Origin of the sequence: Pseudomonas germanica (assembly GCF_019614655.1) — a bacterium.
Taxonomy (GTDB): Bacteria; Pseudomonadota; Gammaproteobacteria; order Pseudomonadales; family Pseudomonadaceae; genus Aquipseudomonas; species Aquipseudomonas neuropathica.
On record NZ_CP071586.1, the window covers coordinates 4,121,945 to 4,146,643 of the forward strand.

Genomic DNA, 24,699 nt, shown 5'->3' on the forward strand with positions numbered 1-24,699 from the left:
AAACCCGATTATGGGCGAAAGCGCCGCTTAGACAAAATCCTTTCAGCCTCAAGGGTGTGCTCGTGTTTACGGCTATGCTCGCAAGATGATCCTATTTCCCGACTTGCTGCAGTTGCCCCACCAATTACGCCACCCGGAAGTGCGTGATCTCGCGTGGGTGATCCTCGCCCCGCCGATGCTCGCCACCACGCCGTGGCCGCAGCGCCATCCGCTGGCGAGCAGCGATTGGGTGAACGACCCAGAGCGACTGGAACACTGGTTGCGCCAGCTCGACCGCGACAGTTATGGCTTGCTGCATTGGCTGTCGCAGGCGCGCACGCGGCGTCTGGGCTTGTATTACGAGCGCTTGTGGCAATTTGCAGTTCAGCATGCGCCGGGGATCGAACTGATTGCCGCCAACCTGCCGATCCGCCGTGAGGGCCACACCCTCGGCGAACTGGATATGCTGCTGCGTGACCGCGATGGCGTGCATCACCTGGAACTGGCGATCAAGCTTTATCTCGGCCCGCAGAATGGCGACGGTCGTGATCCGGCGCAGTGGCTGGGGCCGGGGTGTCATGATCGGCTGGATCGCAAACTGGCGCATCTGGCCGAGCATCAACTTCCGATCTCGGCGCGCCCGGAAAGCCGCGAAGTGCTGGCGGCGCTGGATATCGAGGTGTTCAGTGCTCAGTTGTGGCTCGGTGGTTATCTGTTGTACCCGTGGCCGGGGCAGGCCGAATCACCGAATGGTGCACATCCGCAGCATTTGCGCGGCAGTTGGCTGCATCAAAAGGATTGGCCGGCGTTTGTCGCACAACGCCCGGCCGGGCGCTGGCAACCGCTGCCCCGCCATGCCTGGCTGGCGCCGGCGCATTATCCGGCGGATCAGACATGGGCTTTGGAACACCTACGGATGTGGCTGGAGGATCTGGAACCGCTGGCGCCGGCGCAGTTGATGGTGCGCCTGATCGAGAATGCGCGGGGGGAATGGGAAGAGGCGGAGCGGTTGTTTCTGGTCTCCGACCTTTGGCCGAATGTCCCCGGCCAGGCCTGATTTTTTTGTGTCGCCCGTACCGGCCCCATCGCTGGCAAGCCAGCTCCCACAGGTTTTGTGGTGTGGTCCAGGTAGTGAGCACACCACAAAGTTAATAGGAACTGGCTTTGTGGTGTGACTCAGGTAGTGAGCACACAGAAGATCCCTGTGGGAGCTGGCTTGCCAGCGATTGCGGCCGACTCGGTCTAAATGGACAGCCGCACAGCCAAAGCCGCCAACGTCACCAACAACACCGGCACCGTCAACACAATCCCGACCCGGAAGTAATAGCCCCAGCCAATGTGAATGCCCTTGCGCTCCAGCACATGCAGCCACAACAACGTGGCCAGGCTGCCAATCGGCGTGATCTTCGGCCCTAGGTCACTGCCAATCACGTTGGCATAGATCATCGCTTCCTTGACCACTCCGCTGGCCTGACTGGCATCAATCGACAACAAACCAATCAACACCGTCGGCAAATTGTTCATGATCGATGACAGCAACGCGGTCAGCACACCCGTGCCCATTGCCGCGCCCCAAACGCCATGACCGGCAAAGACATCCAGCCAACCGGCCAGATACACGGTCAGCCCGGCATTGCGCAGGCCATACACCGCCAGATACATGCCCAACGAGAAAATCACGATCTGCCACGGTGCCTCTTTCATCACCTTGCGCGTGGAAATCTTGTGGCCACGGGCGGCGATGCCCAGCAACAGCGCGGCACACACGGCAGATATCGCACTGATCGGAATGCCCAGCGGCTCCAGCGCAAAGCAGCCGATCAGCAGAATCACCAACACCGCCCAACCGGCGTAAAACGTGGCTTTATCGTGGATCGCGGTTTCCGGATGCTCGAGTTGCTCAGGGTCATACGTCGATGGAATGTCGCGACGGAAAAACCACAACAGCATGCCCAGCGTCGCCGCCACGCTGACGAAGTTGACCGGCACCATCACCGCTGCGTAGCGGTTGAAGCCGATGTGGAAGAAGTCTGCCGAAACAATGTTGACCAGGTTCGATACCACCAGCGGCAGGCTCGCCGTGTCGGCAATAAAACCCGCGCCCATGACGAACGCCAACGTCGCCGCCGGGGAAAACCGTAGGGCCAGCAACATCGAAATCACGATCGGCGTGAGGATCAGCGCTGCACCGTCATTGGCAAACAACGCCGACACCAATGCGCCGAGCAGCACCATAAAAGCAAACAGCTTGCGCCCACTGCCCCGCCCCCAACGCGCCACGTGCAATGCAGCCCAGTTGAAGAACCCGGCTTCGTCGAGCAGCAGGCTGATGATTATCAGCGCGACAAAGGTGCCGGTGGCGTTCCAGATGATCTGCCACACCAGCGGGATATCGCTCAGGTGCACAACGCCGAAGATCAGCGCCAACACCGCGCCAAGCGTCGCACTCCAGCCGACGCCAAGGCCTTTGGGTTGCCAGATGACAAGGGTAATGGTCAGCAGGAAAATCAGTGACGCAGCGAGCATCCGCAACAGCCTTAAATTGAAATGGGGTTATGAAGCCAACACAAAACCTGTAGGAGTGAGCCTGCTCGCGATAGCGGACTGTCAGTTACCAATTGGTCGACTGACACACCGCTATCGCGAGCAGGCTCACTCCTACATTGTTCCGTGTACAGGTTACTTTTTGTGTTGCTCTACGAATTGTCCGTAGGCATTGATAAAGCTTTGCAGAAAAGGTTTCACCGACTCGCTCAACTTGCCCGCCTCGTCAAACGCCGAACCCGCGCCGCCCAGATACGCTTCCGGTTGCTGCATGCACGGCACGTTGAGAAACACGAACGACTGGCGCAGATGCTGATTCGCGCCGAAACCACCGATCGCACCCGGCGATACGCTGATCACCGCCCCCGGTTTGCCACTCCAGACAGCCTTGCCATAAGGCCGCGAGCCGACGTCGATGGCATTCTTCAATGGCGCCGGCACCGAACGGTTGTACTCGGGCGTGACAAACAGCACCGCGTCGGAAGAACCCACTTTTTGCCTGAAAGTGCTGTAGGCTGCCGGCGGTGAGTCGCCGTCGATGTCTTCGTTATACAGTGGCAGATCGCCAATTTCGACAATCTCAAGCTTGAGGTTAGCCGGGGCCAGCTCCGCCAGTGCCAGGGCGACTTTGCGATTGATCGAAGCTTTGCGCAGGCTACCGACCACTACAGCGACGTTGTAGACATTGCTCATGGAAGAACTCTCGATGGTCCGTGGGAGGAGCCCGTAGTTATAGATGATCCGGTGACGACTCCACCAGCACACAATGGGAAATTCCCGCGCGCTGATTATTTTTTTCCTGTAGGAAAACTTACAGGCCTTGATAGCGGTCTACCAAGCCGCAAATCAAGCGTTTTATCTCCAGAGGTTCTAAGCAGATGGCAGCAGTACTGGTCGGTCAGTTCCATGCAAGAGATGCGGAAGGCCGCGTTTATTCCGTGCATGAGTTCCAGGAATCCAACCCGTCGGCAGACGGTTCCACTGGCTCGGAGCCGATTTACAAACTGGCCATTGGCGATCGCGTCAACAAGGTCAACGACAACGAGTTTCTCCTGGTTCAGTCAGGCATCACCCTGACCCGTGAGCCTGAGACCACCGTCGCTTCATAACTGGCCGTTATGAGCAGAAGTCATATGCGCAGAGTTGGGGTAGGATTCAGCCACTGACCCCACCTGCTGAACATGGACTTCACGCATGCGTTTACGTCATATCGAAGTGATTCAGGCGCTCTTGCAGACCGGTCACCTGGGCACCGCCGCCGAATGGTTGCAGTTGCCGGTGGCCGAGGTCGAAGAGCGTTTGCGCGAAGCCGAGAGTCAGTTGGGGTTCATGCTGTTCGCCAGCGTACGCGGGCGCCTGCAATCGACGCCCGAAGCGCGGGCATTGCAGGTCGAAATCGCCCACGTTTATGAAGCGCTGGAGCCAGTGCAGCGTCTGGCCAGCAGCCTCAAACAATACCTCGCCCCACCCTTGCGCATCATCGGCACCCCGCCGCTGGCGCAACAATTACTGCCACAAAGCCTTGCCGCCCTGCGCCGACGCCTGCCCGATGCACCGTGCAGCCTGCTCAGCGCGCCAACCCGCGATATCGTCCGCAGCCTTTTGCTGCGCGAAAGCGATCTCGGCTTGAGCCTGCACGATCCCGAACACCCCGACATTGATTGCCGGCCATTGGCCCAGGGCAAGCTGCAACTGCTCGCCCCCCATGGCTGGCTGCAACCAAAACAGAAATACATTTCCCTGCAAGATCTCGCTGGCCAGGCCATGGTCGGCCTCGAAGGCCAGGACCCGCTGAGCCCGGCGCTGGAAAACAAACTCCAGGCGTTGCGCCCGGCACCGAGCATCCAGACCCGCGTACAAACCCATCAGATGATGCGCAGCATGGTCGAGGCCGGCGAAGGCCTGGCCATCGTCGATCCGTTCACCGCACTGGGTGCGCGCGCCGCCGGACTCGACGTGTGCCCGCTGTCGCCGGCCGTGCCGATCAGCCTCTATGCCCTAACGTTCAAGCACATCGCGCCGGCATCGGCGATTCAGACGCTACTGGCGATCATCACGGAACAAGCCGAGGCGATGCTGTCGAGCTGAGCGGGTTTTCCAACGGGTTATCGAACAATCGATACCAGAACAGCGCCACTTCGGCGGTGTTCGGATCGATGCCGCGATAGCGCAACTGGTCGATGCCACCCATTACATAGCCGCAACGCTCATACAGCCGACAAGCGCCGAGGTTGTTGTTCTGGGTTTCGAGCATGATCCCCGGCAGTTTTTTCTTGCGACTCCAGAACTGCGCGACATCGAGCAACGCCTTGGCCACGCCATGGCGCCGCGCCGGCGCATGCACCGCCAGCTCATCGATATGGGCAAAGCCGTTCCAGTTGGTACTGATCACCAAATGGCCGACCGGCTGATCATCCAGATACGCCATGAAAATCGCGCTGTCCGGCGCGTTATGAAAGGCGCTGAACTCTTCCGGATCGATGCCGTAGCACTTGCGGTACGGCACGATCGGCGTCACCCGCCATTGCTCGACAGGCTGGCCGATCACGGCAGCGCCATAAGCGGCGACTTCGAAACTGAAATCGCTGCCCCAGATATACGGCGCAAAGCCTTCATCGGCGACGCGCACCGACAGCCCTGGGTATTTCGGATTCATGACCGGTTGCATACTGGGAAAAGTCCTCATTCCTTGACGCAATCGACGGTGTATTGCCGCCCATTGCCTTCATCTTCGTGCTGCAATCCATGCACATCCGCGACAAAACCGGGGAAGCTGCTATCGAACGTGCGAGCAAATTTCAAGTAATCGATGATCGAGCGTGTCGACTCGGTAAAGCGTTCGCCGGGCATGATCAGCGGAATCCCCGGCGGATACGGCACCAGCATCACCGCGGCGATGCGTCCTTCCAGATCATCGATCGGCACCGCCTCGACTTCGCCGCGCACCAGATGATCGTAAGCGTGCGCCGGTTTCATGGCAATTTCCGGCAACACGGTGTACATGCGTTTGAGGTGTTTGGCCGTGGCATTGCTGCGATAACAGGCGTGCAGTTGATCACACAAATCCCGCAGGCCCATGCCGCGATAACGCACGGTGTCTTGCTGGGCAACACACGGCAGGCAGGTGTCGAGGCGCACATTGGCGTCGTAGCTGCGTTTGAATTCCAGCAACTCGGTGAGCAGCGTGCTCCATTTGCCTTTGGTAATGCCCATGGAGAACAGCACCAGAAATGAATACAGACCCGTCTTCTCCACCACCAGCCCCCGCTCCCAGAGGAATTTACTGACCACCGCCGCCGGGATGCCCTTCTCGCTCAGCGCGCCGCCGGCGTTCAACCCCGGCATGACCAGCGTGACTTTGATCGGGTCGAGCAACACGTAATCGTCGCTGACCTCCCCAAAACCATGCCACTCGGCATCCGGCTGCAATAACCAGTCTTCAGTCTGCACGCGGTCGATGCCCTCGACACCCGGCGGCTGCCAGATCGAAAACCACCAGTCATCGGCGGCGATGTGCTGCCGCAGATTGGCCAGCGCGCGACGGAAGCTCAGCGCTTCGTCAAAGGTCTCCTGCAACAGCGAACGCCCGGCCGGGCCTTCCATCATTGCCGAGGCAACGTCGAGCGAGGCGATGATGCTGTACTGCGGCGAAGTCGAGATGTGCATCATGAACGCTTCATTGAAACGGTCACGGTCCAGTTGCCGCGCACCGCCGTCCTGCACATGAATCATCGAGGCCTGACTGAAGGCAGCGAGCAGCTTGTGCGTGGAATGCGTGGTGAATACCAGCGGGCTGTCTTCGCTGCGCGAGGTGGCCATGCCGTAGCGCCCGGCGAAGAATTCGTGAAACGCCGCATAGGCGTACCAGGCCTCGTCGAAATGCAGCACCTCGACGCTGTTGCCGAGACTTTGCTTGATCAGCTCGGCGTTGTAACAGAGGCCGTCGTAAGTCGAATTGGTGACCACGGCGAGTTTGACTTTCGGCGCGCGGCCCTTGGTCAGCGGGCTGGCGTCGATCTTGGCCTGAATCGACTCGCGGCTGAATTCGCTCAGCGGGATCGGGCCGATGATCCCCAGCTCATTACGCTCAGGGCACAGGTACAGCGGGATCGCCCCGGTCATAATGATCGCGTGCAAAACAGACTTGTGGCAGTTGCGATCGACCAGCACCAGATCGTCGCGCGCGACCATCGAATGCCAGACAATCTTGTTGGCGGTCGAGGTGCCATTGATCACGAAAAAGGTGTGATCGGCGCCGAAATTGCGCGCGGCGCGCGCTTCGGCTTCGGCGAGCGGCCCGGTGTGATCGAGCAGCGAACCGAGCTCCGGCACCGACACCGACAAATCCGAACGCAGGGTATTTTCACCGAAGAACTGGTGAAACGCCTGCCCGACCGGACTCTTGTGATACGCCACACCGCCGCCATGGCCAGGGGTGTGCCAGGAATAATTGGAGTCGGCGGTGTGCTGCACCAGCGCCTTGAAAAACGGTGGCAACAAGCCATCGAGGTACTTGCGCGCCGCGCGGGCCACTTGCCGGGCGAGGAACGGTACGGTGTCTTCGAACAGATAGAGAATGCCGCGCAGTTGATTGAGCTCGGCCATGGCATCGGCCGGCGCATTTTCCAGGGTGACTTGCTCGCCCAGGGCAAAGATCGGCAGATCCGGTGCACGCACCCGCGCCAGCCCGATCAATTCGGCCATGTTCTGTAAAAGATGCGAGTTCGTACTGGCGTCCTCGGCGGCAATCAGCATGCACGCCAGACCATGATGGGTCGACGCGACCAACCGCCCTTCGGCGTAGTCGGTGGCCGACACGATACTGAAACCTTCCTGCTCCAACTCTTGGGCGATGCCACGGATACGGTCACCGGCGACCGTGTCGGCCTTGATGTCGCGATGAACGATCAACACCGGAAACTTCAAATCTTTGTACATGAGGCTCAGTGTCCTGAGGCGGCCGAATTGAATCGGCCAATGCACTCAAGGGTAGAGGGTTGCAGCGAATGTGGCGAGGGTGGCCAGTTGGCTTCATGCCGCCAAAAGCAAAGATCGTCCGATCCGTTGATCTTCAAGCCTGGGCGTCAGCTTCCGCGATCTGCGTCCACATCGCCGGGCCACCCGCAGACTTGGCAATAATTTCCAGCCGCACCAGATGCGCCGCCAGTTCTTCTTCCGTCGCACGAATGATCCGCGCAGGCTGACGATCAGCCGGCAAGCGGCGAATCTCGGTCGCCGAGTTGTCCGCGCCCTCGCCCGTGCCATTGCCGTCTGAAGCGTTGCCGGCCAGCGACAGGCTGGTCTGGCCACCGGTCATGGTCAGGTAGACGTCGGCGAGAATCTCCGAGTCGAGCAAGGCGCCGTGCAGTTCACGGCCGGAGTTGTCGACGCCATAACGTTTGCACAACGCATCGAGGCTGTTGCGCTGCCCCGGGTGACGTTCCCGAGCCATCATCAGGGTGTCGAGGATTGAGCAGTGCTGGGTGATGTCAGCGCGATCGTGCTGCCCCATCAGGGCGAATTCGTTGTTGATGAAGCCAACGTCGAACGCCGCGTTGTGGATGATCAGCTGCGCGCCTTTGATGAACTCGAAGAACTCATCGGCCACTTCGGCAAAGCGCGGCTTGCCGACGAGGAATTCGTTGGTGATGCCGTGGACGCCGATGGCGCCTTCATCACTCTCGCGATCCGGCTGCAGGTAAACGTGAAAATGCCGGCCCGTCAGGCGCCGACCGATCAGTTCGACACAACCGATTTCAATGATCCGGTGACCATCGGTCACCGGCATGCCGGTGGTTTCGGTATCGAGTACAACGGATCTGGTGGCCATCAGTGTTCAGCTCTCAACGGGTCGATCTTGCAAAAAACGCGGATGTTAACACGCTCGGCGGGGTGTTTCAGTCAGACCGTGGCGCGCCCTTCGCGAGCAGGCTCGCTCCCACATTGAATGTGTTGTGAGCACGATCCAGTGTGGGAGCGAGCCTGCTCGCGAATGGCCACACCACGGTTCAGAAGCGAAATCAGCTCTGCTTGTAACCGCGAACCTCATCCACCCCACGGTTAGCCAGCTGGTCAGCCCGCTCGTTACCGTGATGGCCAATGTGCCCACGCACCCACTTCCAGGTAACCTTGTGGCGGTTGACCTGCTCGTCCAGCTCTTTCCACAGATCAGCGTTTTTCACCGGCTCCTTCGCTGCGGTTTTCCAGCCGCGCTTCTTCCAGTTGGCCATCCACTCGTTGATGCCCTTCATCACGTACTGCGAGTCGGTCACCAACAATACTTCACACGGCCGCTTCAAGGCTTCGAGGCCACGGATCGCGCCGAGCAGTTCCATGCGGTTATTGGTGGTGTTGGTTTCGCCACCCCACAGTTCCTTTTCGACGCCCTTGCACACCAGCAAGGCGCCCCAGCCGCCGGGGCCGGGGTTGCCTTTGCAGGCGCCGTCAGTGAACAGCTCTACGGTGTCGACGCTTTCAACGCTTTCGCTCATGCCAATCTATCCAGAAAAATGCCTGTCCTGCCGATCACGGATCGACAATGACCGAGGCCGGGACACACCCGGCCACAAATAAAAGAAGGTTTACGGTTCGATACGACGGCGGTTGACCTTGGCCATCGGCAGCGGAATCAGCTTGCCCATCGGCTCGCGCCGTTCCTGACGCAACGGTCGCAGTCCGACCACAATCTTGCGCGCGACCAGTAAATAGAAGCCGCCACCCGACAATTGCCAGTCACCGGCCTTGCGTTCCCAGCCGGCCAGACGGGCCTGCCACTTGGGTGACGCGAGCGGCGGACGATAGCACCCGAAGCGGCGTTTCTCCAGCGCGAAGCCCAGCAGATTGAGCCAGTCGGCGACCCGCGACGGCGAGATGCAGCGCGCCTGGCGCAAGGCGTCGTGGGCGAACACATGGCGCAGCCCCCAGGTGCTCCAGGGGTTGATGCCGATGATCAGCAAATGCCCACCGGGACGCACGCTGCTCGCTGCTTCACGCAGCAAACCGTGGGGCGACAGGCAGAAATCCAGACCGTGCTGCATCACCACCACATCGGCGGCATGCTCGCTCAGCGGCCAGGCCTGCTCCTCGCAGACGATCTCGACCCCGGGCAACGGTGCACCGAGGCGCACATTGCGCTGCACTTGCGGTGCCGACGGCGGGGTTTCGGCCGATGGCCCGTAGTGCACCAGATAACCGCCAAAGAAACGGCCCAACTCGTCTTCGAGCATGCGCCGCTCTTCATCGAGCAGAAATTGCCCGAGCGGGCCGGACAGCCATTCACGGGCTGCACCGATCAGGGCCAGCCAGTCAGGATCAGCCTGTGCGAACGCTTTATCACTCATCGCATTCTCCAAAGCGCCAGGAACTACTAAGATGCGCCAATGTTTTCCGCTTGGCGAATTCCGACGATGATACAGATCAGTGCCCTGCCCGCGTTCACCGACAACTACATCTGGTTGTTACAGGATCACCGCACCCAGCGCTGCGCCGTGGTCGACCCGGGCGATGCCGCGCCGGTTCAGGCGTGGCTTGCAGCGCATCCGGGCTGGGTGTTGAGCGATATCCTGATCACCCACCACCATCATGATCACGTCGGCGGCGTCGAACGCCTGAAAGCGCTGAGCGGCGCAAAAGTCTACGGCCCGGCCAGCGAAAGCATCCCGGGGCGCGACGTGGCGCTCGAGGACAACGACACGGTCAGCGTGCTCGGCTGGGACTTCGACGTCTATGCGGTGCCCGGTCACACCTTGGGGCACATTGCCTATTACCACCACGGCCTGCTGTTTTGCGGCGACACCCTATTCGCCGCCGGTTGCGGTCGCCTGTTCGAGGGCACGCCGGAGCAAATGCACCACTCGCTCAGCCGCCTCGCTGCTCTACCGGAAGATACCCTGGTCTACTGCACCCATGAATACACCCTGAGCAATCTGAAGTTTGCCGCCGCCGTCGAGCCGGGCAATCCGGACATCGCCGCCCGTCTGGAAAAAGTCACTCAGCAGCGGCAAAACGGCGTCATGACCCTGCCTTCGACCCTGGCACTGGAAAAGCTCACAAATCCGTTCTTGCGTACCTCTGAAACATTAGTTACACAAAAAGTGGACGAACGGGCAGGCGCTCAAAACCGGGCGCCGAGTGAGGTATTTGCGGCTCTGCGGGCTTGGAAAGATAAGTTCTAAGCCCCCCACCACTTGGTACAAAAATTCTGAATGGTTGACCGCAGGGGGTGCGCTTTCTAGAATCGCCCGACATTTTTGCCCGGAACTTACTTCCAGCCAATGTCGTCATCCATACGTAAGTCCGTCAATTCAGACGCATTGACCCGCCTGGCGCAAGCCATCGCGGTGGCTGTGTCCGCCACGCTGGCGGGCTGTTCCAGCCATGCTCCGCAGACTGAAGCGACCCATACGCCGAACATTGCTGCGCGAGCCAAGCAGAAGCCTATCTGGCTGTCCGAAAAGCCCAGCCCACAGGTTCCCCAGGACATCTGGGAACGCATGCGCCAGGGCTTTCAGCTGCAGGAAGGTCTCGGCGTCAACCCGCGCATCGAGCAACAGCGCCTGTGGTTCGCCAGCAATCCCTCTTTCCTCGAGAACGCCGGCGAACGCGGCAGTCTCTATATTCACTACATCGTCGAACGCCTCGAAGAACGCAACATGCCGCTGGAACTGGCCCTGCTGCCAGTGATTGAAAGCGCCTACAACCCGATGGCCTATTCCCGGGCCGATGCAGTCGGGTTGTGGCAATTCATTCCGTCCACAGGGCGTTATTTCAATCTGCGTCAGACGCGCTTCTACGATGGCCGTCGCGACATCACCGCCTCGACCACGGCAGCGATGGATTACCTGACCCGCCTGCACGACATGTTCAACGGCGACTGGTTGCTGGCCTTGGCGGCGTACAACGCCGGTGAAGGCACGGTCAGCCGCGCCATCGAACGTAACGAAAAGCTCGGCCTGCCCACCGACTACTGGAACCTGCCGTTGCCGGCGGAAACCCAGGCCTACGTGCCGAAGCTGCTGGCGCTGTCGCAAGTGGTGCTGGCGCCGGAAGCCTACGGCGTGAACCTCAACCCGATCGCCAACGAACCGTACTTCCAGGTCGTCGAAATCAACCAGCGCATGGACCTGTCCAAGGTCGCTGCGGTGGCCAACATCGACGAAGACGAACTGTTCCAGCTCAACCCGGCCTTCAAGCAACGCACCACCATCGACGGCCCTCAGCATTTGCTGGTGCCGACGTCGAAGGCGCAATTGCTGACGGCCAGTTTGCAGACCATGCGTCCGGAAGAGCTGATCAGCCCGCGTTCGCTGAAACCAGTCTTCGAAGGCGCCGATCCGTCGGAAGTGGCGCAGCTCAAGCGTGCCTATCGTGTGAAGCGTGGCGACAACCTCGGTTCCATCGCCAAGGCCAACAAGGTCGAAGTCAAAGACCTGCAGCGCTGGAACAAGCTGACCGGCAAGAACCTCAAGGTTGGTCAGACCCTGGTGATGCAAGACACCACCAAGCGCGCGCCGGCACGCAAATCCGGCCGGGTCAACACGGTGATTGCGGCCAACAGCAAGAGCAAAGGCAAGGACGACAGCGCGCAGCAAACCCAGTACAAGGTCAAACGCGGCGACACGCTGTACGTCGTGGCCAAGCGCTTCAACGTTGAGATGCAGCATCTCAAGCGCTGGAATCCGGGTGCGGGTAAAGCACTGAAGCCGGGGCAGATGCTCACGGTTTATCAGCCGCACTGACAGAAGAGCCCCTGAGTTTTCAGGGGCTTTTTTTGATCACGTTTTTGAGGTGTGCATTAGATCCATCCCCCTCACCCCAGCCCTCTCCCCCCGGGAGAGGGTTAGGGTGAGGGGCTTTTGAGAACTTGAGTTCGACTCGGTGCAGCACGTCGGTGTAATTCTTCCAAACACCACGATCAGTCCCCTCTCCCTCCGGGAGAGGGTTAGGGTGAGGGGCTCTTTAACCCACATCTTTTTCCTGTCCAGACAAGCTGTTACTGTACGGCCCACTAAGCCCAAGCCGCCTGGATCGGATCTGACTTGAAGCGTCCCCTCCTCCTGCTCCTGATCAGCCTGGCCTTGAGCTCAACCGCAAGCGCGACGATTACCGAAAGTCACGGTTATGCGCAGTTCGGCACGCTCAAGTACCCGGCCAGATATACCCACTTCGACTGGGTCAACCCGCAAGCGCCCAAGGGCGGTACGTTGCGGGTAATGGCGTTCGGCACCTTCGATACGGTCAATCCGTACACGTTCAAAGGCACCAGCCCGGTCACCACCGCGAATTTCCTTCAGTACGGCATCAATGAACTGAACGAGCCGCTGATGGTTGGCACCGGCCAGTATTCGCCGTCCGGTGACGAGCCGGCGTCGAGCTATGGTTTGATCGCGCAATCGGTGGAGTACAGCGAAGATCGCAGTTGGGTAGTCTTCAACCTGCGCCCGGAAGCGCGTTTCCACGACGGCACGCCGATCACCGCTTATGACGTCGCCTTCTCCTATCGAACGCTGCTCAAGGACGGCCATCCGCTGTACCGTACCGCGTTGCAGGAAGTGCTGCGGGTCGACATTCTCAACAAGCAGCGCATTCGCTTCGTGCTCAAGCGCTCGGGCAATCCGCTACTGATCCTGCGCCTTGGCGAATTGCCGGTGCTGCCGCAGCACTACTGGAAAGACCGCGACTTCAAGGCCACTACCTTCGAACCGCCACTGGGCAGCGGCCCCTATCGCATCACTTCGGTGACGCCGGGCCGGCAGTTGATCTTCGAGCGGGTCAAGGATTACTGGGGCAAGGACTTGCCGGTCAATCGCGGCAAGTACAACTTCGATCGCATGGAAGTCGAGTTCTACCGCGACAGCGATGTCGCCTTCGAAGCATTCAAGGCTGGCGAATTCGACATTTACATCGAGCATCAGGCGAAGAACTGGGCCAACGGCTACAACTTCCCGGCCATACGCCGTGGCGATGTGATCAAGGCACAGATCCCGCATCAGATCCCGACCCAGAGTCAGGGCCTGTTCATGAACACCCGCCGTGCGACGTTCTCGGACGTTAAGACCCGTGAAGCGCTGGGCCTGATGTTCGACTTCGAGTGGACCAACCGCGCACTGTTCAGCGATGCCTACAAACGCACCACCAGTTATTACCCCAACAGCGAGTTCACCACCTCCGGCCTGCCGGTCGGGCATGAATGGCTGATGCTCAAGCCGTACAAGGAACAACTGCCGGCCAAGCTGTTCACCGAGCCGTTCACCCTGCCAAAAACCGATGGACGCGGCATTCCCCGGGAAACCATGCGCAAGGCATTGGCATTGCTCGCCGAAGCCGGCTGGAAGCTCAACGGTCAGCGCCTGCAAAACGCTGACGGCCAACCGCTGCGGTTCGAGCTGCTGCTGGTCAATCCGAACCTGGAGCGCCTCTACCAGCCCTATATCGAGAACCTCAACAGCATCGGCATCGACGCGCGCCTGCGCACCGTGGATCGGGCGCAGTACAAACAGCGCCTCGATCAATTTGATTTTGACATGATCTCGATGACGCTCAACCAGACCCTCAGCCCGGGCCTGGAGCAGTGGCAGTACTTCCACTCCAGTCAGGTCGGGGTCAAGGGCAGCAAGAATTACGCAGGCATTGCCAACCCGGTAGTGGATCACCTGCTCGAACAATTGCTCGCCGCGCGCACCCGCGACGAGCAGGTCGCCGCTGGCAAGGCGCTCGACCGCGTGCTGCTCTGGCAGCACTACAGCATTCCCAACTGGTACCTCAATTATCACCGTCTGGCCTACCGCAACCGGTTGGCCCACGTCACCACGCCGCCCTACACTCTGGGCCTGAGCGCGTGGTGGCTGAAGTCTTCGGAGAAAGATCAATGAAACCGATCCGCGCCCTGCTCGTCCAGGCCAGCGGTTTGCTGTTCGCCGGGCTGGCCTTTGCCGCTCCGCAACACGCCGTGACCCTGTACAACGAGCCGCCGAAATACCCAGCCGATTTCAAGCATTTCGATTATGTGAACCCCGACGCGCCCAAGGGCGGCATCTTCCGTCAGGCCGGTTTCGGCGGCTTCGACAGCCTCAACCCGTTTATCAGCAAAGGCGTGCCGGCCGACGATGTCGGGCAGATCTACGACACCTTGACCAAACACAGCCTCGACGAACCGTTCACCGAATACGGCCTGGTCGCCCGGCAGATCGAAAGAGCCCCGGACAACAGCTGGGTGCGTTTCTACCTGCGCCCCGAAGCGCGCTTCCACGACGGCCACCCGGTACGCGCCGAGGACGTGGTGTTCAGCTTCAACACGCTGACCAAGGAAGGCTCACCGTTGTTTCGCGGCTACTACAGCGACGTTTCCGAAGTGATCGCCGAAGATCCGCTGAAAGTGCTCTTCAAGTTCAAGCACACCAATAACCGTGAACTACCGCTGATCCTCGGCCAGTTACCGGTGCTGCCCAAGCACTGGTGGGCCGATCGCGACTTCACCAAGGGCAACCTGGAGATTCCGCTGGGCAGCGGCCCTTACAAGGTCGCCGAAGTGAAGGCCGGACGTTCAGTGCGTTACGAGCGGGTCAAGGATTACTGGGGCAAGGATCTGCCAGTCAACCGTGGCTTCTACAACTTCGACACGATGACCACCGATTACTACCGCGACAACACCGTCGCGCTCGAAGCGCTGAAGGCCGGACAATTCGATTACTGGCTGGAAATGACCGCAAAGAACTGGGCTAACGCCTACAACATCCCGGCGGTTACCGAAGGCCGTTTGATCAAGGAACAGATCGCCAACAGCAACCCGACCGGCATGCAGGGCTTCGTCTTCAACCTGCGTCGCCCGGTGTTTCAGGATGTGCGGGTGCGTCAGGCACTCGGTCTGCTGTTCGATTTCGAGTGGACCAACAAACAACTGTTCAACAGCGCCTACTTCCGCACCCGCAGCTATTTCGAAAACTCGGAAATGGCCGCCACCGGCCTGCCCGATGCCGATCAAGTGGCGATCCTCGAGCCGTTCCGCAGCAAACTGCCGGCGCAGGTGTTCAGCGAAGCGTTCGAGAATCCGAAGACCGATGCCAGCGGCATGATCCGCGCGCAGCAGCGCGAGGCCTACCAACTGCTGCAAGAAGCTGGCTGGAAGATCGTCGACGACAAAATGGTCGACGCCACGGGCAAACCGGTGGTGATCGAGTTCCTGCTCGCGCAGACCGAATTCGAACGCGTACTGCTGCCATTCAAGCGCAACCTCAGCGACCTTGGCATCGATCTGGTAATCCGCCGCGTCGACGTTTCGCAGTACATCAACCGCGTGCGTTCGCGGGACTTCGACATGATGGTCGGCAGCTTCCCGCAGTCCAACTCACCGGGTAACGAACAGCGCGAATTCTGGATGAGCGCCGCTGCCGACAAACCGAGCAGCCGCAACACCATTGGCCTGAAGGATCCGATTGTCGATCAACTGGTCGAAAACCTGATCAACGCCGACTCACGCAAAAGCCTGGTGGCCCACGCCCGCGCACTGGATCGCGTGCTGCAATGGGGTTACTACGTGGTGCCCAACTGGCACATCAAGACCTGGCGCGTGGCGTACTGGAACCACATCGGTCACCCGAAAGTCTCGCCCAAGTACGACATCGGGATTAATACCTGGTGGGTCAAGCCCGACGCCAAACCGGCAGTAGAAGTCGAAACCAAACTGCAAGCCGACCCTGTGGGCACGGAGTAATCAGATGCTGGCGTATATTTTTCGGCGACTGCTGCTGATCATCCCGACCCTGTTCGGCATTCTGCTGATCAACTTCGTGATCATCCAGGCCGCGCCCGGTGGCCCGGTGGAACAGATGATCGCCAAGCTCGAAGGCTTCGAAGGCGCCACCAGCCGCATTGCCGGCGGCGGTGCCGAGGTGTCGGTGGCCGGTTCCTCCTATCGCGGCGCGCAGGGTCTGGACCCGGCGCTGATCAAGGAAATCGAGCACATGTACGGGTTCGACAAATCGGCCCCGGAACGTCTGTGGATCATGGTCAAGAACTACGCGCAGCTGGATTTCGGCGACAGTTTCTTCCGCGACGCCAAGGTCATCGACCTGATCAAGGAAAAGATGCCGGTGTCGATCTCGCTGGGGCTGTGGAGCACGCTGATCATGTACCTGGTGTCGATCCCGCTGGGGATCGCCAAGGCCACCCGGCACGGCAGCCATTTCGACGTCTGGACCAGTTCGGCGATCATCGTCGGCTATGCGATCCCGGCGTTTCTCTTTGCGATCCTGCTGATCGTGGTGTTTGCCGGCGGCAGTTATCTCGACTGGTTCCCGCTAAGGGGCCTGACCTCAAACAACTTCGATGAACTGAGCTTCGGCGGCAAGATCCTCGATTACTTCTGGCACCTGGCGCTGCCGGTGACCGCACTGGTGATCGGTAACTTCGCAACCATGACCCTGCTGACCAAAAACAGCTTTCTCGACGAAATCAACAAGCAATACGTGGTCACCGCCAAGGCCAAAGGCCTGACCCGCCATCGCGTGTTGTACGGCCATGTGTTCCGCAACGCCATGCTGCTGGTGATTGCCGGATTCCCGTCGGCGTTCATCGGCATCTTCTTCACAGGATCCTTGCTGGTGGAAGTGATTTTCTCCCTCGACGGTCTCGGCCTGATGAGCTTTGAAGCGGCGATCAACCGCGATTACCCGGTGGTGTTCGGTACCCTGTTCATCTTCACCCTGCTGGGGCTGGTGGTGAAACTGATCGGCGACCTCACCTACACCTTGGTCGATCCGCGCATCGACTTCGAAAGCCGGGAGCATTGAGATGAACCTGTCCCCTCTCAACCGCCGCCGCTTCGAACTGTTCAAGGCCAACAAGCGCGGCTGGTGGTCGCTGTGGCTGTTTCTGGTGCTGTTCGGCCTGAGCCTGGGCGCCGAGCTGATCGCCAACGACAAGCCGTTGGTGGTGCATTACGACAACAATTGGTACTTCCCGGCGATCAAGCGCTACCCGGAAACTGCGTTCGGCGGCGAATTCCCGCTGGAAGCCAACTACAAGAGCCCGTACATCCGCGAACTGCTCAAGGCCAAGGATGCGTGGGTGTTGTGGGCGCCGATTCCCTACAGCTACCAGAGCATCAACTACGACCTGAAAGTCCCGGCCCCGGCGCCGCCGTCGGCGGACAACCTGCTCGGCACTGACGATCAGGGCCGCGATGTGCTGGCGCGGGTGATCTACGGTTTCCGCATTTCGGTGCTGTTCGCGCTGACGTTGACCGTGCTGAGTTCGATCATCGGGGTGATTGCCGGTGCGTTGCAGGGCTTTTATGGCGGCTGGGTCGATCTGGCCGGGCAGCGTTTTCTGGAGATCTGGTCGGGGCTGCCGGTGCTGTATCTGCTGATCATCCTCGCCAGTTTCGTCCAGCCGAATTTCTGGTGGCTGCTGGGGATCATGCTGCTGTTCTCGTGGATGAGCCTGGTCGACGTGGTGCGCGCTGAGTTCCTCCGTGGCCGCAACCTTGAATACGTGCGCGCGGCGCGGGCGCTGGGCATGCAGAACGGCGCGATCATGTTCCGCCACATCCTGCCCAACGCGATGGTCTCGACCATGACGTTTATGCCGTTCATCCTCACCGGCGCCATCGGCACCCTCACCGCTTTGGACTTCCTCGGTTTCGGCTTGCCGGCCGGCAGTCCGTCGCTGGGTGAACTGGTCGCCCAGGGCAAATCCAACCTGCAAGCGCCGTGGCTGGGCATGAGTGCCTTCGCCGTGCTGGCGTTGATGCTGAGTTTGCTGGTGTTTATCGGCGAGTCCGCTCGCGACGCCTTCGACCCGAGGAAGTGAAATGAATCAGGACAATCTGATCGAAGTGCGTGACCTCGCCGTCGAATTCGGTTTCGGCGAGCGCGTGCACCGGGTCGTCGAAGGCGTGAGTTTCGACATCAAACGCGGCGAAACCCTGGCGCTGGTCGGCGAATCCGGCTCGGGCAAATCGGTCACCGCGCACTCGATCCTGCGCCTGCTGCCCTACCCGATGGCCCGCCATCCAGCCGGCAGCATCAACTATGCCGGGCAAAACCTGCTGGGGCTCAGTGAGAAAACCATCCGCCACATCCGTGGCAACCGCATCGCGATGATCTTTCAGGAGCCGATGACTTCGCTGAATCCGCTGCACTCGATCGAGAAGCAGATCAACGAAGTCCTCGGCATCCACAAGGGTCTGACCGGAAAAGTCGCGACCAAGCGTACGCTGGAGCTGCTGGACATGGTCGGCATCCCCGAGCCGCACAAGCGTCTCAAGGCCTTGCCCCACGAGTTGTCCGGTGGCCAGCGCCAGCGTGTAATGATCGCCATGGCCCTGGCCAACGAACCGGAATTGCTGATTGCCGACGAACCGACCACGGCGCTGGACGTGACCGTTCAGCTGAAAATCCTCGATTTGCTCAAGGAATTGCAGGCTCGATTGGGCATGTCGTTGTTACTGATCAGTCACGATTTGAACCTGGTGCGAAGAATTGCGCATCGCGTATGTGTCATGCAGCGCGGTTGCATCGTCGAACAGGCATCGTGCGCAGAGCTGTTCCGTTCGCCGCAGCATCCGTACACTCGGGAATTGCTCGGCGCGGAGCCCAGCGGAGGCCCGGCGAGCAATAAAATCGGCGCGCCGCTGCTTGAGGTCGAGGACCTGAAAGTCTGGTTCCCGATCAAGAAAGGCCTGCTCAAGCGCACGGTGGATCACGTCAAGGCAGTGGACGGCATCAATTTCAGCCTACCGCAGGGTCAGACCCTGGGGATCGTGGGAGAAAGCGGTTCCGGCAAATCCACGCTGGGTCTGGCGATTTTGCGGCTGATTGGCAGCAAAGGCGCGATCCGCTTTGAAGGCAAGCAGCTAGACTGCCTGACGCAGAACGAGGTTCGCCCGTTGCGTCGGGAGATGCAGGTGGTGTTTCAGGACCCGTTTGGCAGCCTGAGCCCGCGCATGTGTGTCAGCGATATCGTTGGCGAAGGCCTGCGGATTCACAAGATGGGCACCGCTGAGGAACAAGAGGCGGCGATTATTGCGGCATTGAAGGAGGTAGGTCTGGATCCGGAAACCCGGCACCGCTACCCCCACGAATTTTCCGGTGGGCAACGGCAACGAATCGCCATTGCCCGGGCTTTGGTGCTGAAACCGGCGCTGATCCTGCTGGACGAGCCGACGTCGGCGCTCGACCGCACGGTGCAGCGGCAAGTGGTGGAGCTGTTGCGTTCACTGCAAGCCAAGTACAACCTGACGTATTTGTTTATCAGCCATGATCTGGCTGTCGTCAAAGCGCTGAGCCACCAGTTGATGGTGGTCAAGCATGGCCAAGTGGTCGAACAGGGAGACGCGCAAAGTATTTTTGCCGCCCCCCAACATCCGTATACACAGCAGTTGCTGGAAGCCGCTTTTTTGGCACCAGCCACTGCGCAATAACCTGAAAGAGGAGCAACACATGGGTTTTCTCGCCGGTAAGCGCGTACTGATCGTCGGTGTCGCCAGCAAGCTGTCCATCGCATCCGGCATCGCTGCCGCCATGCATCGCGAGGGCGCTGAGCTTGCCTTCACTTATCAGAACGACAAACTGAAAGGTCGTGTTGAAGAATTCGCCCAAGGCTGGGGTTCGAGCCCTGAGCTGTGCTTCCCGTGCGACGTGGCCAGCGATGAAGAAATCGCCAAGGTCTTCGAAGCACTGAGCAAGAAGTGGGACGGCCTGGACTGCATCGTCCACTCCGTTGGCTTCGCCCCGGGCGACCAACTGGACGGCGACTTCACCGAAGCCACCACCCGTGACGGTTTCCGCATCGCTCACGACATCAGCGCCTACAGCTTCGTGGCCCTGGCCAAAGCCGGCCGCGAAATGATGAAAGGCCGCAACGGCAGCCTGCTGACCCTGTCGTACCTGGGCGCTGAGCGCACCATGCCGAACTACAACGTGATGGGCATGGCCAAGGCTTCGCTGGAAGCTGGCGTACGTTACCTGGCCGGCTCCCTGGGCCCGGATGGCACCCGCGTCAACTGCGTATCGGCTGGCCCGATCCGTACCCTGGCAGCCTCGGGCATCAAGAACTTCCGCAAGATGCTGGCCGCCAACGAAGCGCAAACCCCGCTGCGTCGCAACGTCACCATCGACGAAGTCGGCAACGCCGGCGCCTTCCTGTGCTCCGACCTGGCGTCGGGCATCAGCGGCGAAATCATGTACGTCGACGGCGGCTTCAACACCACCGCCATGGGCAACATCGAAGAGTGATCTTCGGTTAGCCAATAAAAAAACCCGCCGATCTGGCGGGTTTTTTTATGCCTGCAACACTGTCCCCTGTGGGAGCGAGCCTGCTCGCGATAGCGGTATGTCAGGCAATGAAGAGGTTGATGGCCGGACGCTATCGCGAGCAGGCTCACTCCTACAAGCGATCTGCGGTGCATTCGCTAACAACGCTTCAAGGCCTGCTTGTGCACATACATCGCGCTATCGGCATCCGCCAGCAGCCGATCCACGGTCTCATGGCGCTTGGCGTCATATTCGATCTGGCCCACGCTAAAGCGAATCGCATAGCCCCGATGCAACGTGGCATTGCGCTCTTCGAGAATATCCTTGAGCCGCGCCATGATCGCCGTCGTTTCAATATGGCTGGAGCCGGTCAGCAGCGCGACAAACTCATCCCCGCCCAAACGCCCGACCACATCACTCTCGCGAAAGGCGATGCGCAGCACGTCGGCAAAGGTTTTCAGCGCACTGTCACCCTCGGCATGCCCATACAGATCGTTGATCTGCTTGAAGTCATTGAGGTCGAAAAACAGCAAGGTTGCCGGCCGTTCCAGCCGTGCGCAGGCGTCCAGTGCATGCTGCGCCAGTTGTTTGAAACCACGGCGATTGGACAGCAACGTCAACTCATCCATGCTCGCGATCTGCACAGCGGCCAACTCTTGCTCGGCCATTTCCGCCAGATCACGCAACAACGCGCGCTCTTCCTCGTCAAGGTCGCGGGGCTTGGTGTCGATCAGGCACAGCGTGCCCATTTTATTGCCATTGGGCACGGTCAGCGGGTAACCGGCGTAGAAGCGAATGTTCGGCGCGCCTGTCACCAACGGGTTGTCATGGAAGCGCACATCCTCGCGGGCGTCCGGCACCAACAGCAGGCCGTCGTTAAGAATCGCATGGCCGCAGAACGAGACATCCCTCGGTGTCTCGCTGACATCCAGGCCCACGCACGACTTGAACCACTGCCGATTGGTGTCGACCAACGTCACCAGTGCAATCGGCACATTGAACAGGCGTTTCGCCAACCGTGTCAGTCGGTCGAAACGTTCTTCAGGGGCGGAATCGAGCAGCTCAAGACCGTGCAACGCTTGAACGCGCGCCGTTTCATTCGCAGGTTTTCCTGGAACCAGCATCAGCACACTCCATTGGCAACAATGCTTCCAAGCGTAGCGCTAATTTGGCAATGGCTCACATTTGCGCCACCGGGCATGGCCCGCCCGCATCGGCCCAGAGCTTGAATTGCGTGACAAAAATATCGTGCGGCACTGGCACCGGCGCGCGCCCTGCCCCGGGATTCCAGCCCCACAGCACCAATTTGTCTTCGCTGACATGCTTGATCAGTGCAGCAAAGTCGCGATCGCCATTGCTCGAACGGTCCTTGATCATCGCGCAGAGCTTGTCCGGTGGCAGGCCGATCCAGGCCATTTTGTGCGCCGCCGGCGGCAGGCTCCAGTGCGGCGCGCCCGGTGGCGCATGCGGGCCGTAACTGGCCGGCGGATTGTTTTCCGCGTGGCAGGTCGCGCAAGGCAAACCGGCGGCGCCCTTGCCGTCCATGCCGCGCACCACGTTCATCGCATGGGGAATGCCGGCGTCGAACTGCAACGGCGAATCACCGGGAATGTGACAGTTCTGGCAGCGCGGACTCTGGAAGACTTTCTGTACCGTGGTGAAGGCTTTCAAGGCTTCCTGATCATCGGCAAACAGGTCCGAGGCATAACCGCCCAGCCCCAGTAGAACCACCGTGCCCAACACTAGATGTCGTTTCATCTCACACCCCCGACAGTTGCAGCGGCAACTCGCGCAGGCGTTGCCCGGTCAGGGCGAACACCGCGTTGGCCACGGCTGGCGCGGTCGGCGGCACACCGGCCTCGCCGATGCCACCGGGTTTGTCGCTGCTGGGCACGATGTGCACTTCCACCACCGGCATCTCGTTGACCCGCAGCACCTGATAATCGTGATAGTTGGATTGCACGACCGCGCCGTCCTTGAGCGTCAGTTTGCTGTGCAGCGCCATGCCCAGACCGAAGGTGATGCACGATTCCATCTGCGCCGCGATACTCTGCGGATTCACCGCAATCCCGCAGTCCACCGCACAGACCACGCGATGCACGCGAATCGCCAAATTGTCCTGCGACACCTCCGCCACCTGCGCCACGTAGCTACCGAACGACTCGTGCACTGCCACGCCCAACGCATGGCCATCCGGCAATGGTGCTTTCCAGTTAGCCTTTTCCACCGCCAGATTGAGCACGCCCAAATGCCGAGGATGATCCTTGAGCAAGGTTCGTCGGTACTCGACCGGATCCTTGCCCGCCGCCGTGGCCATTTCATCGATCAGCGATTCCATGACAAAACCGGTATGGCTATGGCCAACCGAGCGCAGCCACAACACATTGATGCCCGTTTGCGGCGAATGCAGATCGACCTGATGATTGGCCAGGCCTTTAACGTAAGGACTGTCGGAAACGCCTTCGACCGAGGTCGGGTCGATGCCGTTTTTGACCATCGTCGCCTCCATCAGCGTGCCGGTCATGATCGACTGCCCGACCAGCACGTGCTGCCAGCTCGACGGCAAACCATCAGCGCCCAAGCCGATCTTCGCCTGATGCAAGAACATCGAGCGGTAGTAACCGCCACGAATATCGTCTTCCCGCGACCACACGGTTTTCACCGGCATCGCGGCGGCTTTCGCCACGTGCACGGCTTCGGCGACAAAGTCAGACGTTGGATTGGCCCGACGCCCGAAACCGCCACCCAAAAACTCAGTGTGGATCTCGACCTGATCAGGCTTCAGCCCGGTGATCTTGCCGGCGACCATTTGATCCAGCGTCTGAAACTGCGTACCGGTCCAGATTTCGCATTTCTCGGCGCTGATTTTCACCGTGCAATTGAGCGGCTCCATCGGCGCATGAGCCAGATAAGGCACGCTGTATTCGACATCGATCTTCTTCGCCGCTTTGCCAAAACTGCCCTTGGCATCACCGGCCTGACTCGCCGACGTGCCTTGCGTCGCGGCCAGTTTGCGGAAACTCGCCAGCAGTTTTTCGCTGCTCAGGTCCGCATGCGGACCCAGGTCCCAATCGACCTTCAGCGCATCACGCCCCAGTTTCGCCGCCCAGTAATGCTCGGCAATCACCGCCACGCCCGTCGGTACCTGCACCACTTTGTGTACGCCCGGCACCGCCAGCGCTTCAGCGCCTTCGAAAGATTTAACAGTGGCACCGAATACCGGTGGGCGCGCGACCATTGCGGTCATCAAGCCTTCAAACTGCACGTCCATGCCGAACTTGGCGCGGCCGGTGATTTTCTCCGGTGTGTCGAGGCGTTTGGTCGGTTTGCCAATGACCTTCCAGTCCTTGGCTTCCTTGAAGGTAATCGACTTCGGATCCGGCACCGGCAATTGCCCGGCGGCATCTGCCAGCTCGCCATAAGTTGCACGCTTGTCACCGGCAATCACCACGCCCGATTCAGTGCGAATGGCCGACGGTGCCACCTCGAAGCGTTTCGCCGCCGCCTCCACCAGCATCTGCCGCGCGGTCGCGCCTGCCAGTCGATAGCGGTCAAACTCCATCCACGTCGACGTCGAGCCGCCGGTAATCTGCATGCCGCCAAAACCGGGCATGCCGTAATCCGCCGCCGACGCGGGCGAGTGCTCGACGCGGATCTTCGACCAGTCCGCGTCCAGCTCCTCGGCAATCAACATGGTCAGGCCGGTCCAGATGCCCTGGCCCATCTCCGAATGCCCGAGCAACACGGTGACGCTGTTGTCCGCCGCGATGCGCAAAAATGCATTCGGCGCAAACACCTTGCCTTCATTCTCGGCCGCATAGGCAAACTTGTGGCCGCCAGGGACGACAAACGCCACCACCAGACCGCCGCCCAACAGGGCGCTGCCTTTGAGAAAACTCCGACGCGATACAGGACTGTTCATCGT

At 60.2% G+C, this 24,699-nt stretch carries 21 protein-coding genes; 11 read left to right on the top strand and 10 right to left on the bottom strand.

Annotation, left to right across the window (positions count from 1 at the left end; all coding sequences use genetic code 11):
- Window positions 1–85 precede the first annotated feature (85 nt).
- Window positions 86–1,036: a DUF1853 family protein gene (locus J0G10_RS18020; RefSeq protein WP_220556385.1), complete on the top strand. Its 951-nt coding sequence runs from the start codon at window positions 86–88 to the stop codon at window positions 1,034–1,036.
- A gap of 185 nt (window positions 1,037–1,221) precedes the next feature.
- On the opposite strand, the gene J0G10_RS18025 is transcribed toward J0G10_RS18020, so the two are convergent.
- Window positions 1,222–2,505 (bottom strand): arsenic transporter, encoded by a 1,284-nt coding sequence (locus J0G10_RS18025; RefSeq protein WP_220556386.1) that lies wholly within the window; start codon window positions 2,503–2,505, stop codon window positions 1,222–1,224.
- A gap of 153 nt (window positions 2,506–2,658) precedes the next feature.
- Entirely contained in the window at window positions 2,659–3,216 is a 558-nt protein-coding gene (locus J0G10_RS18030; protein WP_038366013.1) for an NADPH-dependent FMN reductase, read from the bottom strand.
- Window positions 3,217–3,401: 185 nt separating this feature from the next.
- Here J0G10_RS18030 and J0G10_RS18035 point away from each other — a divergent pair, with 185 nt between their 5' ends.
- A complete protein-coding gene (locus J0G10_RS18035; protein WP_093430724.1) occupies window positions 3,402–3,632 on the top strand; it encodes a hypothetical protein in 231 nt (76 codons plus the stop codon).
- 85 nt (window positions 3,633–3,717) lie between these two features.
- Entirely contained in the window at window positions 3,718–4,611 is an 894-nt protein-coding gene (locus J0G10_RS18040; RefSeq protein ID WP_220556387.1) for a LysR family transcriptional regulator, read from the top strand.
- On the opposite strand, the gene J0G10_RS18045 is transcribed toward J0G10_RS18040, so the two are convergent.
- The 5 genes from J0G10_RS18045 to J0G10_RS18065 all read right to left on the bottom strand — a co-directional run bounded on the left by J0G10_RS18045 (window position 4,577) and on the right by J0G10_RS18065 (window position 9,863).
- Window positions 4,577–5,191 carry a GNAT family N-acetyltransferase gene (locus J0G10_RS18045; RefSeq protein WP_220556388.1) on the bottom strand — a complete coding sequence of 205 codons (615 nt, stop codon included), beginning with the start codon at window positions 5,189–5,191 and terminating at the stop codon, window positions 4,577–4,579. The genes J0G10_RS18040 and J0G10_RS18045 overlap by 35 nt on opposite strands.
- 14 nt (window positions 5,192–5,205) lie before the next feature.
- Complete coding sequence (locus J0G10_RS18050; protein ID WP_220556389.1) at window positions 5,206–7,461, bottom strand: Orn/Lys/Arg family decarboxylase; 2,256 nt, start codon at window positions 7,459–7,461, stop codon at window positions 5,206–5,208.
- Window positions 7,462–7,594: 133 nt separating this feature from the next.
- The gene (dnaQ, locus tag J0G10_RS18055) at window positions 7,595–8,353 is read right to left on the bottom strand and encodes a DNA polymerase III subunit epsilon (protein WP_093430720.1); all 759 of its coding nucleotides are present in this window, start codon (window positions 8,351–8,353) and stop codon (window positions 7,595–7,597) included.
- Window positions 8,354–8,543: 190 nt separating this feature from the next.
- Window positions 8,544–9,014 (bottom strand): ribonuclease HI, encoded by a 471-nt coding sequence (rnhA, locus tag J0G10_RS18060; RefSeq protein ID WP_093430719.1) that lies wholly within the window; start codon window positions 9,012–9,014, stop codon window positions 8,544–8,546.
- Between the two features lie 90 nt (window positions 9,015–9,104).
- Window positions 9,105–9,863: a class I SAM-dependent methyltransferase gene (locus J0G10_RS18065; RefSeq protein ID WP_093430718.1), complete on the bottom strand. Its 759-nt coding sequence runs from the start codon at window positions 9,861–9,863 to the stop codon at window positions 9,105–9,107.
- A gap of 66 nt (window positions 9,864–9,929) precedes the next feature.
- On the opposite strand from J0G10_RS18065, the gene gloB reads away from it, so the two are divergent.
- The 8 genes from gloB to fabI all read left to right on the top strand — a co-directional run bounded on the left by gloB (window position 9,930) and on the right by fabI (window position 20,756).
- Entirely contained in the window at window positions 9,930–10,697 is a 768-nt protein-coding gene (gene gloB, locus J0G10_RS18070) for a hydroxyacylglutathione hydrolase (RefSeq protein ID WP_093431663.1), read from the top strand.
- 99 nt (window positions 10,698–10,796) lie between these two features.
- Window positions 10,797–12,260 carry a transglycosylase SLT domain-containing protein gene (locus tag J0G10_RS18075; protein WP_093430717.1) on the top strand — a complete coding sequence of 488 codons (1,464 nt, stop codon included), beginning with the start codon at window positions 10,797–10,799 and terminating at the stop codon, window positions 12,258–12,260.
- 300 nt (window positions 12,261–12,560) lie between these two features.
- Window positions 12,561–14,393, top strand: a complete 1,833-nt coding sequence (locus J0G10_RS18080; protein WP_220556390.1) for an extracellular solute-binding protein — start codon at window positions 12,561–12,563, stop codon at window positions 14,391–14,393.
- Complete coding sequence (locus J0G10_RS18085; RefSeq protein ID WP_220556391.1) at window positions 14,390–16,231, top strand: extracellular solute-binding protein; 1,842 nt, start codon at window positions 14,390–14,392, stop codon at window positions 16,229–16,231. Before J0G10_RS18080 ends, J0G10_RS18085 begins: the two co-directional genes overlap by 4 nt.
- Window positions 16,232–16,235: 4 nt before the next feature.
- Entirely contained in the window at window positions 16,236–17,309 is a 1,074-nt protein-coding gene (locus J0G10_RS18090; protein WP_007910584.1) for a microcin C ABC transporter permease YejB, read from the top strand.
- Window position 17,310: 1 nt separating this feature from the next.
- Window positions 17,311–18,330 carry an ABC transporter permease gene (locus tag J0G10_RS18095; protein ID WP_095047909.1) on the top strand — a complete coding sequence of 340 codons (1,020 nt, stop codon included), beginning with the start codon at window positions 17,311–17,313 and terminating at the stop codon, window positions 18,328–18,330.
- A 1-nt stretch (window position 18,331) separates the two neighbouring features.
- Entirely contained in the window at window positions 18,332–19,942 is a 1,611-nt protein-coding gene (locus J0G10_RS18100; protein ID WP_095047910.1) for an ABC transporter ATP-binding protein, read from the top strand.
- 19 nt (window positions 19,943–19,961) lie between these two features.
- The gene (fabI, locus tag J0G10_RS18105; RefSeq protein WP_007910591.1) at window positions 19,962–20,756 is read left to right on the top strand and encodes an enoyl-ACP reductase FabI; all 795 of its coding nucleotides are present in this window, start codon (window positions 19,962–19,964) and stop codon (window positions 20,754–20,756) included.
- A gap of 176 nt (window positions 20,757–20,932) precedes the next feature.
- On the opposite strand, the gene J0G10_RS18110 is transcribed toward fabI, so the two are convergent.
- From J0G10_RS18110 to J0G10_RS18120, 3 genes are read right to left on the bottom strand one after another with little or no spacing between them, the layout of a single operon-like run.
- Window positions 20,933–21,898: a GGDEF domain-containing protein gene (locus J0G10_RS18110; protein ID WP_099756513.1), complete on the bottom strand. Its 966-nt coding sequence runs from the start codon at window positions 21,896–21,898 to the stop codon at window positions 20,933–20,935.
- Between the two features lie 55 nt (window positions 21,899–21,953).
- A complete protein-coding gene (locus J0G10_RS18115; protein WP_095047912.1) occupies window positions 21,954–22,532 on the bottom strand; it encodes a hypothetical protein in 579 nt (192 codons plus the stop codon).
- 1 nt (window position 22,533) lies between these two features.
- Window positions 22,534–24,696, bottom strand: coding sequence for a xanthine dehydrogenase family protein molybdopterin-binding subunit (locus tag J0G10_RS18120; RefSeq protein ID WP_220556392.1), 2,163 nt, complete (start codon window positions 24,694–24,696; stop codon window positions 22,534–22,536).
- Window positions 24,697–24,699: the final 3 nt, after the last annotated feature.